General features: G+C 66.8%; 10 protein-coding genes and 1 pseudogene. 8 read left to right on the forward strand and 3 right to left on the reverse strand.

Annotation, left to right across the window (positions count from 1 at the left end; all coding sequences use genetic code 11):
* Positions 1-107 precede the first annotated feature (107 nt).
* Both ACZ4WV_RS28210 and ACZ4WV_RS28215 read right to left on the reverse strand, forming a co-directional pair.
* Positions 108-1,436, reverse strand: coding sequence for a hypothetical protein (locus ACZ4WV_RS28210; protein WP_465751441.1), 1,329 nt, complete (start codon positions 1,434-1,436; stop codon positions 108-110).
* Positions 1,436-2,680, reverse strand: a complete 1,245-nt coding sequence (locus tag ACZ4WV_RS28215; protein ID WP_465751442.1) for a hypothetical protein — start codon at positions 2,678-2,680, stop codon at positions 1,436-1,438. Before ACZ4WV_RS28215 ends, ACZ4WV_RS28210 begins: the two co-directional genes overlap by 1 nt.
* Before the next feature lie 330 nt (positions 2,681-3,010).
* Here ACZ4WV_RS28215 and ACZ4WV_RS28220 point away from each other — a divergent pair, with 330 nt between their 5' ends.
* The 6 genes and pseudogenes from ACZ4WV_RS28220 to ACZ4WV_RS28245 all read left to right on the forward strand — a co-directional run.
* Complete coding sequence (locus ACZ4WV_RS28220) at positions 3,011-4,300, forward strand: DNA sulfur modification protein DndB (protein WP_465751443.1); 1,290 nt, start codon at positions 3,011-3,013, stop codon at positions 4,298-4,300.
* Positions 4,301-4,837: 537 nt separating this feature from the next.
* Complete coding sequence (locus ACZ4WV_RS28225; RefSeq protein WP_465751444.1) at positions 4,838-5,599, forward strand: HNH endonuclease; 762 nt, start codon at positions 4,838-4,840, stop codon at positions 5,597-5,599.
* Positions 5,600-5,634: 35 nt separating this feature from the next.
* Positions 5,635-6,936, forward strand: a complete 1,302-nt coding sequence (locus ACZ4WV_RS28230) for a GNAT family N-acetyltransferase (protein ID WP_465751445.1) — start codon at positions 5,635-5,637, stop codon at positions 6,934-6,936.
* A gap of 348 nt (positions 6,937-7,284) precedes the next feature.
* Positions 7,285-9,579 carry an Lsr2 family DNA-binding protein gene (locus ACZ4WV_RS28235; protein WP_465751446.1) on the forward strand — a complete coding sequence of 765 codons (2,295 nt, stop codon included), beginning with the start codon at positions 7,285-7,287 and terminating at the stop codon, positions 9,577-9,579.
* A 293-nt stretch (positions 9,580-9,872) separates the two neighbouring features.
* Positions 9,873-10,775, forward strand: coding sequence for a phosphotransferase (locus ACZ4WV_RS28240; RefSeq protein WP_465751447.1), 903 nt, complete (start codon positions 9,873-9,875; stop codon positions 10,773-10,775).
* Positions 10,776-10,803: 28 nt separating this feature from the next.
* Positions 10,804-10,905: pseudogene (locus tag ACZ4WV_RS28245) on the forward strand (phosphorothioated DNA-binding restriction endonuclease); the annotation flags it as partial.
* On the opposite strand, the gene ACZ4WV_RS28250 reads toward ACZ4WV_RS28245, so the two are convergent.
* Positions 10,858-12,762 (reverse strand): DNA/RNA helicase domain-containing protein, encoded by a 1,905-nt coding sequence (locus ACZ4WV_RS28250; RefSeq protein ID WP_465751448.1) that lies wholly within the window; start codon positions 12,760-12,762, stop codon positions 10,858-10,860. The pseudogene ACZ4WV_RS28245 and the gene ACZ4WV_RS28250 overlap by 48 nt on opposite strands.
* Positions 12,763-13,375: 613 nt before the next feature.
* Here ACZ4WV_RS28250 and ACZ4WV_RS28255 point away from each other — a divergent pair.
* On the forward strand, positions 13,376-13,750 hold the full coding sequence (locus tag ACZ4WV_RS28255; RefSeq protein WP_465751449.1) for a hypothetical protein: 375 nt from the start codon (positions 13,376-13,378) through the stop codon (positions 13,748-13,750).
* Positions 13,747-13,951 (forward strand): hypothetical protein (locus ACZ4WV_RS28260; RefSeq protein ID WP_465751450.1); only part of this gene is annotated, 205 nt, incomplete at its 3' end. The genes ACZ4WV_RS28255 and ACZ4WV_RS28260, both read left to right, overlap by 4 nt.

The raw sequence follows: 13,951 nt of genomic DNA on the forward strand, positions 1-13,951 counted from the left end.
CCAAAGCCGATCCGCAGTCACCGCAGGGGTCCTCGTCGTCGGTTCCAGGGCTAGCCGCGTTCAACGCACCTCTCCCAGGCGGTCGTGCGGGTACGTCGGGGCCCGCATCATCCACGGCTCCAGTCGAGCGCCACCGGACCAGCGGGGAATCCCGCCCCGGGGTCGTCGGAAGCGGCGGAGTTGAGGGTGTCGAGAAAGCGGCGCACGTCGGCCACGTCGATGCTGTCGAGATTCTCGGCTGCCGCCGCTTCGAGGACAACGTGCGCCTTGCGGAGCACGTCACGCGGTTTGCGGTTCGACCTGCCGAACAGCTCCGAGACCGCCGCCGTGGTCAACGGATAGAGGTCGCCGGGCGTCCTCGCCGAGCCGGACTTCACGGCCGCATCGAGGTACCTGGTCAGCAGCTTGCCCGCCTCCGCAACGTTCCGCAGGCCGGGCAGGATCACCGTACTGCGCTGGTTCGCCGCCGTGGTATCAAAGCTCGGAAGGTCGGCCAGCTCCCAGGCGGTCCCGATTGTCAGCGCGGCCCTGGGGTGCATGGTGACGACCACACTGAGCATGTCAGCCATCGGCAAGGTCTCCACGATCACGTCGCGGAAGCGTTCGGTCTCCAGATCGCGCTTCGCCCTGGCCATCGTGGTGCTTGCCAGGTCCTCCAGCTGGTCGCAGCAAAGCAGGACGTGCTTCATCCCGGCGGCTGCCGCGAACAGGAGGAAGGTCGCAAGGTAAACCGCACCGTTGCGGGTGCGCGAGGCCGGCTTGATGCGGTCGAGGTACTCCGCGGCGATGTTCGGGTCCTCGTCACAGAGCGCCACGATCAGCTTGTCGTCGGGCGGACCCAACGTCCGCCCCCGCAGGGATCGGTGGACGTCGGCCACTACCTTGAGAAGCGCCCGGGGGTCGTCACTCTCAGCCCGCGCTATTAGCTCCAGCCGCAGCCGCTGGGCGAGGGTCGGCTCGTCGCCGACCCGGAAGTCGGTGGCGTACTCGACCGCGGTGAACAGCGCTGCACCGAGCGAACGGATCTGCGCGGTGTCGAAGCTGGTCAGCAGGCCGCAGATCGGAATCTCGGCGGCGTCTTCATCGTCCAGCCCGGTCGAGAGGTAGGCGGTCCTGCCGAAGTCCTTATTGAGCAGCCCAGTCAGGTGCTGCATGAGCACGGACTTGCCGAAGCCGCGGGCGTCCGAGTCCCCGGGGGCGGTGCCCGTCGACCACAGGTAGCCGAACTTCAGCCCGGAGTATGCCGCGCCGAGGACGAACTTGTTGATCGATTCCTGGAGTTGCTCGGCGTTGACGTCCGGCTCGTACAACAGGCCGTTCTCCCTGAGGTCAGAGCCGCCCAGGCGAGCGATTCCGGTGATCGGGAACGGGTTGTTGCGCAGACTCCAGCGCTTCTTCATCCATACCGGACCGGGCAGCGCTACAGGTGTGGTCATCAGGTACGGACCTCCTCGTTCTGATGCGTCGGATCGACGCGGATGATATTGAAGACGCGAGGCATGCCGCCCTGGGCCGACATCACCAGTGGCCTGGTAGAGGGGGGCGTCGCGCCGTGGGTGGCCTGGTCCAGGTGAACTCGGAAACCGAGGCCGGGATAGTCCCCCCGGAGGGCGCCGAGGACGGCCGCGTCGAACTCGTCATCGCTGATCCGCTGGTGCCAGCAGACCGCCGCTCGGAGCTTCCAGACTGGGAGGTACATGTCGCCCGCGGCGTCGCCGCGCTGGCGGAGCCAGATCTGCGGCAGCGCCTCCAGCGCGGCCTGGCGGGCCTCCTTGCCGACCGATCGACGGATGGCCACATCCGCACCACGACCCGATACCTCGGACGTCGCCCAGAAGCGCAAGGCGGGAGGCCCAGGCGCGTAGTAGCTGAAGTTAGCCAGCCCGAGGAACCTGGTCCAACGACGCAGCAGTTCATGGCTGATGTAGTCGAGGCTGCAGCCAGCGGCACTGAACGCCACCCGCACCATGGCCTCCTCACAGGTCGTGATGAAGAGTTTGCGGCTCATGACCCGCTCCCGGGCGCTCAGGCGTTGTTCAGCTCGGCCGACGTACCCGCGCACTCCGTGGTCGATCACCTCACGTCCGGCACTCCAGCCGAGACTGCCCTGGGTGGCCGCATCCACCGCGTAGTCGACGAAGTCGCCGAGGAAGTCTTGATGGGAGTGGTGCACACGGTTGTCGAACTTGAGCAACGGAATCGTGAAGTGGGTGGAGATGCGGTCCGGCCGGGCCCCGACCAGGCGTAGGAAGCCCTCGAACTGCGGATGGGCGTCCAGCATCACTCCGATCAGGACGTTGTAGGCCGCCAGCCGGTCACGCCCGACAAGGGCGGCCCACTCGACGCCGTTCTCGGTCAGCCTGAACGTCACGTCGGCGTGAGCGTAGGCGGAGTTGGGCGTCGAGGGGAGGATGTGGCGCTCGACCCAACCAAGCCGCATCAGCTCCTTGAGAACATCGACCGTGTTGTGCACGTGGCGCTTTCCGTCGGCCCGCAGCCGATCCCACTTGCGCTCGTCGAACGATCCGTCAGTATCACTCTCCCGAGCTACCTTTGCCGCCTGACCCACCAGCGCGCAGCGGATTTCGTCGAAGGTACGGCCCTCGGCAACCGCCTGCGCCGCCACCTCGATGTAGGCCAGATCCTGGAGCCGGGGGATGCCGGAACCGCCGACGCTCACCTGCCGGCCCCGATCCGGCGGCGCGCGCCGCAGCCGCCCTGAAGCCGATCGGGATCTCCAAGCGTGCACACGTAAGCCTCCCTGAGTCAGATCCGCGGGTTGACGTCATCAAATGACCACAGCAGCAGGGACATTGGCAATGGCTAGAAAGATGTCGCGGCTCTCATCGGGCATGAGAGCCGTAACATCCATATAAAAAGCCAAGATTGGCGATTCTCGCCACCCAAACACGAATGGCCGACCTAGAGTTCGGGGCAGCGCACGGGCCCTTCGGACTCCGGCCCCGATCTGGTGCGCGCCCAGCATCCGAGCCGATCCGAGAGGCACCCAATGACCGAGCCGCGCGATCCCGAGTACGTCGACCAGGTAGACCTCACCCGCGGGCGGCCCGTGCGGCTCCAACAGGTGTCCGAGCAGCGCTACTTGGCGGTCATGCCGTGGGGTCAGCTGCATGGCATTGTGCCCGACCCGCGCCAGGCCGAGATGCCCCGGATGAGGCAATACCTCTCCACCGCGCAGCGAGAGCAGGCCGAGCTGCGAAACGAGATCCAGCGGGCGATCCAGGGGACGAAGAAGAAGGCCAACGCCAGGGCCTACGCCCGGTATATCGCCGAGGGCCTGCGCGGCTCCCGCGGCGAGCGCTGGGCCACGCCCCCGTTCGCGCTCTGGCTGCCGGGCGACATGGACATCGTCCGCTTCAGGACCCCGTTCGGGGACGACCTGCTGGCCTACATGCCGTTCGATGCCACCGGCATCCTGGTGGACGCCGAGACCCAGCACCTTGCGCACATCCTGCTTCAGGAGGACCCCGCGGCGCACGGGCTGACCAAGGGGCAGGTGTCCCAGCGGCTGGTCAGTGTAGAGATCTACCATCAGATCAGCCTGCGCGCTGCCCGCCAGATCTTCCACGACCGCAACCTGCTCGGGGTCATCCCCAACAAGAACGTGGCGCTCGCCTCGGACTCCAGCAACCTCGCCACCGACATCACCTTCGCGCTGCTGGAGAGCGTCGTCCTTCCGGCTTCGGCCGGGGGCCAGGAGACCTCGCTCAGTGTGGTGGTCTCTTCGCGCCCCCGCCAGCTGAAGGCCACGGACACTGAGTGGATGACGCTGTCCTCGTTCCGCGCGTTCGTCGTGACGGCGATCTTCGGCCGGTCAGGCTTCGACAAGACCAGCGGTCCCATCTCCGATCTGCCCGAGGGGTGCACCCCCGAGCTCGCTAAGCAGTACATCGGATCAGCCGCCGAGCTGATTTTCGGAACTTTCGCCAAGCACTTCGCTCGCCGGACGGAGACGGTCATCGCCGCGCCCGCCATGCTCGCCGCTCTCGGTGCCGTCACCTACCGGTCGATGCCGTGGAGCCCTGAGCCTCGCCGCAGTTTCGAGGCGCTGATCGAGCTGCTGTCGGAGGTCGAGTGGGCACGCGACCCCAGGAATTGGGACGGCACCGTTGGCAAGGCGACGACCGATGCACGGACCGGCCTGCCGACGCTCTCGCTGGCGGGTGGTGTCAAGGACAGCGGCTCGAAGACGGCTGCCGCGCTGGAGGATCCGGCTTCGCCTCGGTACCGGCAGATTCGAGGCTACGTCCAGTCGGCGGTCGTCCCGGCCGCGACCTAGCACGGCTTGCGCCCCCAGCCCTCGGGCGACTCGCGTTGAGGGCCGGGGGCGCCGGTGGCGTCCGCCCGCCGAGCCCGACCTCCACCAGGGTCTCGCCTGGGTCCTCGCCAACGGCGGCCGGGTGGCTGCCACCCGTGCCGGTCGACAGCTGGCCATAGGACGCAGTTCTGGTCTCAGTTCTGGTCTCGTTCGCTCCCGTACAGCGGGGTTCGACGGGCAGCCAGCGGCCTGCTCCAGCACAGGTCAGAACGGCTGCGAACCCCGGCGGACCCCCTTCGAGAGAATTGGAAAGCGTGTTGGGGGCAGCCGCTCACCAGTTTGAATCTCGCATCCTCCGCCTTCGCCCGCCAGGGCAAATGAAGGGCCCGACCGCACTGCGGTCGGGCCCTTCATCGTTCCGTGGTTGTAGTTTTGGTTGCAGTTGCCGAGATTCAGTGGGAACGGCTGGCTGCACGACCGCATCCGGCCAGCAGGCCTCCCGGTCGAACCGTCGCATTCGCACCCGCTGGGCACCATTCCTCTGGCAGGGTGCTGTCCATGGCCGTGTCCGAGAAGACCCGGAAGATCATCTGGGGTGAAGCAGGCGGCAGGTGCGCGATCTGCCGGGTGCAGGTGGTGACGCCCGGGACGGACTGGGACGACCCCTCGGTCTTCGGCGAGGAGGCCCACATAGTCGCCCGCTCGAAAGGCGGACCGAGAGCCGGTGCACTGGACGACGCATCCATCGACAGCCATACGAACCTGGTCCTGCTGTGCAGCAAGCATCACAAGCAAGTAGATGACGAACCAGGCCACTTCACGGTGGATCTGCTGCGCGAGATCAAAGCCAAACATGCCGCATGGACGCGCTCGCTCGGCGAGGCCACGCCAGGCCGGCCGAGGCTGGTACCCGACCCGGCTTTCCCTCAGCCCCGGAGGCTGAAGCTGATCGCGCGCGGAAACCCGCTGTGGAACATGATCAAGCCGAGCATGACCTTCGAGTACGCGCTGCCAGACCATCTCCCTGAAGAGGATGAAGACCTCATCCTGGAGTTCCTTGGCCTGGTCCAGGACTACTGCGACCTTGCATCCGAGCTGCACGGCGTGCGTGAAAATCGCGACGCCGAGAAGGCATTGCAGAGCTACCTGAGCAAGCTCGCCGAGCGCAGCTTTCTGGTGGGCGCCTTCGTGCGCCACATGCTCCTGACCGATGGCTCAGGTCAGGAGGGCACACCCTGGCCCATGCTCCGCGTCGAGGTCGTGCCAGCTTCGCACGCCACGATCACCGACGAGAGCGGCAGGCCCTATCCCAATGAGTAGCCGAGTACAGGAGTGCCTGACGAGGAGCAGAGCGCATGACTGAGCGGACGATCTACCTCGACCCCAATCGACACGCCCCCAGTTCTCGGAAGATCAATATCCGGGCCCACCGTTGGTACGCCATGGTCGAACTCGACCGAGATGGGTACGTCGATGCCTTGACCTGGCGAGGAGACTCCCCAGATCTGCCTACCGCCTACACGGAGGCCGTCACCAGGGCGCAGAACACGTCTGTCGATCGTATCCGGTACGACGGATATCGGGGCCCGCTCTCGTGTGGCAGCGGGCCAAGCTGGGTCAGTCTGCCTGTCCCCTTTGCCCAGGTCGGGGCGGCAGTGGAAGCGCTGTGCAGTGCTGAGCTCAACCATGACTACAGCGGACTTCACACCCTCGCTGACCGACTGGCACTTCCCATCGAGGACTGGCTTGCGCCTGGCGAACGGGAGCTGGTCCGCGGCGTCGACTTTTCCGCACCACCCGGCATTTTTCTGCGCTTCCTGCGCGGCAGGGCCAAGCGGCACGGAGTGCGCCTCAATGGCCGAGCGACCGCGGGCAGTGTCTGGGTTCGCCCGACACTGCCCGCGTTCGAGAAGCAAAAGCGGGAGCTGTTTCCCGAGCAGCACCCCGGCTGGGTGGACCGATGGACCGGATACATCGAGCAGGACGGCGCGCCGGTCCGGCCTTGGGTGGGCGGCGGAGATCGGAATCTCAGTTACGGCGCCGTTCCTGTCCAGTTTCGCAGCGTGGAGACCCCCAACGGCGGCAAGTGCCCCTGCGGCATGAGCCTGCAGGGTGACTGGGACGGCGACAAGGAACACGCCTCCCACCATGGCGCGTGGGCATTCGGCGTCCGGGCACCCCGGAACCTGGACTGGTGGGCGGACTTGGCCGTCGTAACGACGGAATCGCCGATCGCTTGGCGCAAGCTGACCCACCAGGTAGGGCGGAAGCCGCAGAAGGAGAACCACTACGACTTCAACTCATGGTCTGACCTGGCTGAGCCTAAGAAGACCCCGGAGAATGTACGGGCGTACCTACTGAAGGCCAACGAGTACGTCATCGGCTACCTGGCCGCCCGCGACACCAGCCAGCACCTCCGCTGGGATCTGATCGACGGATCAGAGTGCGGCGACGAGGACGACACTCTGCGCCCACTCATCGACCTGATCTGGGTGGCAGACTCCTACCGCCGACAAGGCGTTGGCGCCAAGCTCGTACAAGCCCTTGCCGACGACTTCGGGTGCCAGGTCGCCGACGTGTCCTGGTCGAGCCCAGTCAGCGACGCCGGCCGACACCTCGCGCGCCGGGTCTCACCTGGTGGCATCTGGGTCGGTTGAAGCACTGGCATGCATCCTTCTTGCCCCGCACCGTCCCCCAATTGGGCGGTGCAGGGGATCTGCCTCCGTGACTCAACCATCGAATCCGTAGGTTCAGGGTTCGATCCCCTGGTGGCCCACGCACAGCTGCCCAGGTCGGACGGTGTCCGGCTCGGGCCGTTTCACTTCACGGTATCCCCGGCGGCGGGGACGCGGGCGCGCTCACCGCAACGGCCATGGCCTTGGCAACTTACACAAGCGGTCGAGTATGTCAACTCGGCTTTCATATCACTGACTTGAGGAGCATCCTGAGTCGGTCGATGTTAGACCCCGCTATGCCGATAGCCGTGTCGAGAACGTGGATTCCCCTTGATTCCAGAGCAACTGCCGGGCATCAAAGCTTTCCCTTCCGTCCTTCCATGGCTGGCGAGAGGAGGGACCGCGCCGTACATCCCCGGTGGACCGACGGAGATCGTCGGGAATCTCAGGGCACTCCTGGAGGACATCGCGAAGGATCCGACGATCGACCGGCCGTTCACCTGGCCCAACGCGGAGACGTCGGTTCCTCTGCGCAAGGTCCTGCATGCGGTCGGCAGTTGCGGACTGCTGTCGCGCGAGGGGAACTCGGCCCGCCTGGCTCTGACGGACGACGCCCGGTACGTGGTCGACTCCGGTGACGACCTTTACCTGATCGCCGTGTTCCACGCGAACACCAGGTTCATCGGTGAGGCGCTCGCCGCTCTCGGGGACGGCCTCACCCATAACGAACTGAACGACATCGCGGCCCGCGAGTACGGCCTCATGTGGGCTTCCAGGGACCAGGTGCGTCGACGTGTGTACTGGCTCCGCGCAGCCGGACTCGTGGACGTCTGGAGCAATGGCAGGATCGTTCCGACCGGCCGCGGGCGTGAGTTCCTGGAACGGATCGAGCTGGTCGCCTCCGATGACCTGCCCCACCGACGCCAGGTCTCCGCGCACCCGGTTGACCTGCCCGCACCACCCGCCCTCCTGTCAGCCCGTCTCGACCGGACGGATCAGGCGGCGCTGCTGCGGCGGAAGCGTCCCATGGGATACGTCGCGGGCGGCGGGCGGGTGGAGGTTCTGAGCCGTCTCGTGAACACCGCTGTGCCCGAGGTCACCCGGCGGGACTTCCTCGTCTTCTGCACCGAGCAGTTCGGCGTCCTGGAGTCTTCCGCCGAACAGTCTCTGGGCACTCTGCGGTCGTTCGGACTCCTGACCCAGGTGGGTACCGACACCTTCGCGGCGACGGAGCTCGCTGCGGACTGCCTGGCGTCAGGAGAGCCCCTGGACTTCATCCGTCTGCTCCACCTCAACATCGCGCTCCTGGGGGAGAGCCTCGACGCGATCGAGGACACCACGCACTCAAGCGCTCTGGTGCGCGTCCTGGCCGAGAGGTATCCGCAGGTGCCCCTCACCAGGGAGGACATCACGCGTCGTGTCGCGCTCTTCCTGGAGACGGGTCTCGCCGAGCGGATCGGGCACACCCTCCGGCGGACGCCTCTGGGTACCGCGCTGGTACGGACGCTGCCGCTTCTCGACAGGGCGGACTCCGAGGAAACCTCTGGCGACACCACCGCCCAGCAGGGAGCAGCTCAGAGGCCGGAGACGACGGCCGGCGTCGGCGGGGAGTCCGAGGCCGGGCGACTGGCTGTGGAACTGGTGCGAGCAGCCTCGGACAGCGCCGACTACCGGCGGTTCGAGAGGGCCGTCGCGGCCGCGTTCCGTACCTTGGGATTGGAGGTAGAGGCCCACAGCGGTCCGAAGAAGACCGATGTGATCGTCGACGTCTGGAGGTCGCCGACGAGTCGGCTGCGCGTCGCGGTGGAGGCCAAGACGGACGGCGCCGGACTGATCACGGACCAGGACGTCCAGTTCGGGAGGCTGGGTGAGCACCGAAAGCGGCACGACGCGCACTGCACTGTGCTGGTCGGCCCCCGGTTCGACGCCCGGGTGGAGCACGAGGCTGGCAAGGACAAGGTGGCTCTGCTCACAGCGCAGGAGCTTGCTTGGGCCGTCGTCCGGCATGCCCGAACACCGCTCATTCCGCGAGAGGTTGCCGCCCTCATGACGGTCGAGGAAAGGGACTCCTTGGAACCGACCTGGAAGGCCGCGGAACGGCGGCAGGAGGTGCTGAGCGAGGTCCTGCGCACCATGTGGAAGAGCGGGAACGACCCTGTCGACATCGAGTACAGCGCTGGAGCGCTGGGTGTCCGTGACATCTGGCGGGAGACCAAGGGTGTCGTGGAGACCCCGTTCGAGCCGAGCGAGATCGAGGAGGCTCTGTCCTTCCTCGGGGCGCCCTTCATCGCCGGGGTCCTGGAGCGCGGTGGTGATCACGTGGTGGCCGCGCCGCCCGCTCTGGTGGCTGCGCGGTTGCGCGCGCTCGCCCGTGTCGTCGAAGCGGCTGGCCCCGGGGGCGAGCCCGACGCCCAAGTCGGCCCGATGCCGCCCGCTCCGTCGGGGCCGACGCGGACTGAGTCGCCGGTGCGGGAGCCACGTACGGAGGCCGCGGTCGTCGGCCGGAACGGCTCCCTGGTCCGGAACTGGGCCAGGGAACAGGGCCGAGCGGTCAGCGCACGCGGGAGGCTGCCCGAGGGCCTGGTGCGGGAGTACAAGCGGGCCCACGGGCTGCTGGACGAATAGTGAGTCGTCGGCAAGCCCCTGCCGGCAGTGCCAGAGCGCCTACATCGGCCGCCCCATCGGCGGCGAGCCCACGATCAACGATGCGGCGACGGCGTCCGCTTCGTCCAGCCCGCTGACCTTGACCGCTCGCTGCGTGCCCGCCAACTTCGCCCGTGTCGATGCAGGCACACCGGTCGGGCGGCGACGGGGCCGATCGCCCTTTCGCCCCGGGGTGGCGGGCCCAGCCACGCGCGACCTGCCCGACACGGTCGTACCTGCTCCACGCCAACTCGGCGCTACGGAAAGATGGATGGATGAGCGACTGGGAGTTCGTGAAGGAGAGAACCGCCACTGAAGGCGCGGTGTTGAGGTCTGCCGACGGTCTGCTCTACAAGCGAATCGGCGGCGAGGACCTGCGGGCGGAGTGCGAGTTCCAGCAGGTGGCCGCCGGCCTGGGTTACCCCGTCCCGGAGATCGTCGACAGCGGGTCCGAAGACGGAAGCTACTTCGTTGTCGAGCGAGCCATCGGTGATACCTCGCTGCACGAGGAGGCTCTGGCCGATACCAGGCGGGACGGGCAGGTCAGCCACCAGGTGATCAGCACGGCTGCTGCTGTCGCCTCGTGTCTCTTGCAGGCCCAGGCGAGGCACCCCTTGCCCTCGACCCCGTGGTTCGAGAAGGCGGCCTTCGCACCCGAGGTCTTTGAGGAGAACCCGGACTTCGACATCCCCCGGGTTCACGAGGCGGTCAAGCACGCCCTCGACCGGCTGGCTCAACTTCCGATGGTGCACGGCCACCGGGACTACGGCCTGCCCAACGCCCTTCGGGCCGGGGTCATCGACTGGCAGCATCACGGACCGGTCCCGCTCGGCTATGACGTCTACCCCGCGGCTGACATCGTGGCCTTCAAGGGCGGAGGCAAGGGCTACACGATCACCCCAGAGCAGCGCGCCGCCTACACCGCCGCACTCGACGAGACCACCGCATCCCTGATCGGGCGGCGCGTGAGCGAGCACATGGGCGACTTTCTGCTCGTCAAATGTTTCTTCTTCCTCGCCCTCATGCGGCCCACCGACCCCGCACGGCGCGACAAGCACATCAAGTGGCAGTACCGCCGCGCTCTGTTCACGATGGGACTTGATCAGTATGAGTCGTCCAATGCGATCGATACCGGCGCCTTCCCTACTCTGGAACGGTTCGCCGCTGAACACCGATAGGCCGGTGCCCACCATCTGACCAGGAGGGGTCCGAACCAACCAAGGCCCGGGGAGCCCCGGAAGCGGCGTTCGGATCCTTCGTTCAAGCGGAGCTGCCGGCAGGCTCGCACCCGGGCTCCGGGTCACGCTGCCCGGTTATCAGTTCCCGCAATTTGGCGCGCGTCTCCGGGTCCGTCGAGTACACGACTGTGCCGATCATTCCTCGCGTCAGAAGTACCTTGTAGGTGTTGCGGATCAGACGATCGATGTCGGCGTCGGTGGTGGACTTGCGGAAGACAGGGTCCTTGGACGCCGTCCGATCGGTGATCCAGCGATCGGTTCGCCATATGAGGTCTGGCCCGAGAATGACGCCGCTCCAGTCGTACTCGAAGCCCTGGGCGGTGTACACGCAGCCGACCTGACCGAAGCCGGCCGGGTCGGTGGCCCATAGCGCGGCCGGAGGGGCACCGGCGATCGAGCGGTCGCCGTACACGTTCCATGGCCGGGCCCAGCCCTCGATGTGCACGTCGAGTGGGAGTGGGTTGCCCGGGGCCACCTTCGTCGTCCACTTCCAGCAGTACCCGGCCGACATGCGCGCGCCGTATCCCTCCGCGCGCCGCGCGTCGAGGAACGCCTCCAGTTCCTGGGGACTGTCGACCACCTCCAGGACGACCTTGCCGTCGGGTTCCCAGCCGAGGGGACCGCCGGCCTCCAGGCCCAGTAGGCGCACCACCCAGTGCAGGTAGGCGTCGCTACCACCGCAGCGGAACTGGCTGTCCAGCTCAACCACCTGGCAGTCCAGGCCCTTTACGGCAGCGGCGGCCCGGATCTGGGCCACCGTGCCCATCTCGCCAGGCCGGACGACTTGGTGCTCGTCCAGCAGGAACACGGGTACCCGGGCGGCGTCGATCAGTTCCTCGATCTGGGGCTTCCCGGTGCGCTGGGCGGCCCGGGTGTAGCGATTCGCCGACGTCTCCCGGATTCGGTGGGCCTCGTCGCAGATCAGAACATCCAGCCCGTTGCGCTCGGCGGTCATGAAGCTGTTGAAGTACTTGAACAGCTCCTGTACCTGGCGCTTTCGTGCCCCGGCCATCCGACGCATGGTGGTGGTGAACGAGCTGGATCCGGTCGCGTGGAGAGCCGTGACGCCACGCCGGTACAGATCGCCAAGTAGGGACAGCGCGATGACGCTCTTCCCGGTACCCGGGCCGCCAGTGATGACGACGACCTCCTTGTGGTCGGACTGCTGCGCCTGGCGGACCGCACGCAGCACCAGCTCGTAGGCGACCCGCTGTTCGTCCAGCAGGACGAACTGCTCGCGCTCGCGCACCTCTTCGGCGGCGACCGCCATCAGCTGCTTGGACGGGGCCACCTTGCCCGCGAGCAACTGGTCCGCTGCCTCGGCACCGGAGACCGGCTTCAACTTCGAGCGGAGGTACTGGACGAACTCCCCCCGGCGATCGGCGGTGAAGAGCCGGCCGCGCTCGTCCTGCTGCACCTCGTAGAGGCCCTGGACGCCGAACTCCGTCGCGTTGTGGAGGAAGGCCACTCCGGACAGCCGCTCGGGATGCGCGGCGAGTGCACCGTTGAAGGAGATGAGGTAGTCGCAGTAGCCGCGGACCTGCTCGATGGGATTCAGTACCGGCCGGGTGTACGCGTCGACCCGGCAGAGCAGGGGCTCGCCGTCCTCCGGAAGCGCGCTGCTCCACTGCTTGAGTTCGACCACCACGTAGGACGGTTCGCCCGTGCTCGGGTGGACACCGGCGAGTATGACGTCAGCTCGCTTGCTGTTGAGCGGAAGCGAGTACTCAAGGAGTACCTCCACCATGCCGAGCCCGGCGTCCAGGAGAGCGTTGGTCAGGGCCGGAATGCTCCGCTCCCAGGAGCGCACCTCGGATGGGCTGGGCTTGTGGCCATGCTTGTGGACGAACTGATCTATGAGGCGCACGAACAGTGATCCGGCCAGGTTCTCGGCGGCGACCGCGGACGCGGAGTCGCGGAACAGCAAGGAATGCTCCCAGGCAGCACGAAGTGACTCGTGCGGGTGGGGGCATGTCCCTGGAGGGAAGCCCGGCGGGCCGCGCTGATGACGGTCCCAAACCTACAACGGGGAGCTCGCACCCGAACGCCTTATGAGAGAGCCAGCATCCACCGAAGTAGTCGGTGTCACGAACGGCTGGCGCAGGCGGCTTGCATGGCCGGCCGCGCCAGCGGCGCCGGCCTCAGTAGCGTCGGGAGCTGGAAACGGAGTATCAGCCATCGTGCCAGTCCCGCGCTCGACGCTTGGCTTCCGAAGGCGAGGCCAACGACTCTCGCTCGAACCTCGAACTAGAACCCACCTGGAGGCACCCGAGCCGCGCCACCGCCGACCACGATGAAGAGTCTGTGGGGCCTCGGCACGCCGGTCTATGCGTGAGCGGATGGGGCAACACGTGCTTGTTCGGGCGGGATCGTGGATCACGGCGCAACGTCCTGACCTGCGGATTCATCACCAAGTGATCGATGGCGGCAGCAGCCGGCGTGATCACTCTCGGGCGGCTCTTCGCAAGGCGCCAACTCTGGCGACTCTGCACGATTACAGTGCTTTGGCGTGACGATGCGAGCAACTCTTAGGAGTGAACATGGACGTGACGTCCACCGAGCTGGCCCTGGCGGCACTGAGTGGTGCCAGTGGAAGCCTGAGCGAGGCTGTCGTGACGGATCTCTGGCGTCGCCTCCGGAGCCGCTTCTCCGGCAACAGCCGGGCAGTTGCCGCACTGGATGGGCGGGACAGCAGCGATCCGGATGCCGTCGCCGTGCTGAGCGAGGCTCTACGTCGTGAGGCCGCGGCTGACCCGGAGTTCCGAAGCGAGATGGAAGACTGGCAGTCCCGTCTGATCCAGGTGGCGAGTGGCACCGTCAACACCGTGCGGGATTCCCACGGCCTGAACGCGCCCGGTGCTACGTTCAACGGCACGGTGAACATGTCCTTCGGCCAGGGCGAGCAGGCGCGATGACAGCGACCCCCTCCCGGCCCGCTCGAGACACAACCGGGAACAACGTCATCGGATCAACGGGCCTCAACGCCCCAGGGGCGGTCTTCCATGCTGCCGTCAACATCAACTTAGGAGTCATCTCATTTGGAGAGTCTGCGGTAGCAGATGACGGCCACGGCGATGCTGGCGAAGGCTGCGAAGTGCTCGCCCTTGCGTTCGTAG

The organism is Kitasatospora sp. NPDC029312, from assembly GCF_055569215.1.

What these genes read in the sequence shown, in the direction of transcription:
- ACZ4WV_RS28210 (WP_465751441.1), bottom strand. Translation starts at nt 1,436, where the DNA reads ATGACCACACCTGTAGCGCTGCCCGGTCCGGTATGGATGAAGAAGCGC.
- ACZ4WV_RS28220 (WP_465751443.1), top strand. Translation starts at nt 3,011, where the DNA reads ATGACCGAGCCGCGCGATCCCGAGTACGTCGACCAGGTAGACCTCACC.
- ACZ4WV_RS28225 (WP_465751444.1), top strand. Translation starts at nt 4,838, where the DNA reads ATGGCCGTGTCCGAGAAGACCCGGAAGATCATCTGGGGTGAAGCAGGC.
- ACZ4WV_RS28230 (WP_465751445.1), top strand. Translation starts at nt 5,635, where the DNA reads ATGACTGAGCGGACGATCTACCTCGACCCCAATCGACACGCCCCCAGT.
- ACZ4WV_RS28240 (WP_465751447.1), top strand. Translation starts at nt 9,873, where the DNA reads ATGAGCGACTGGGAGTTCGTGAAGGAGAGAACCGCCACTGAAGGCGCG.
- ACZ4WV_RS28255 (WP_465751449.1), top strand. Translation starts at nt 13,376, where the DNA reads ATGGACGTGACGTCCACCGAGCTGGCCCTGGCGGCACTGAGTGGTGCC.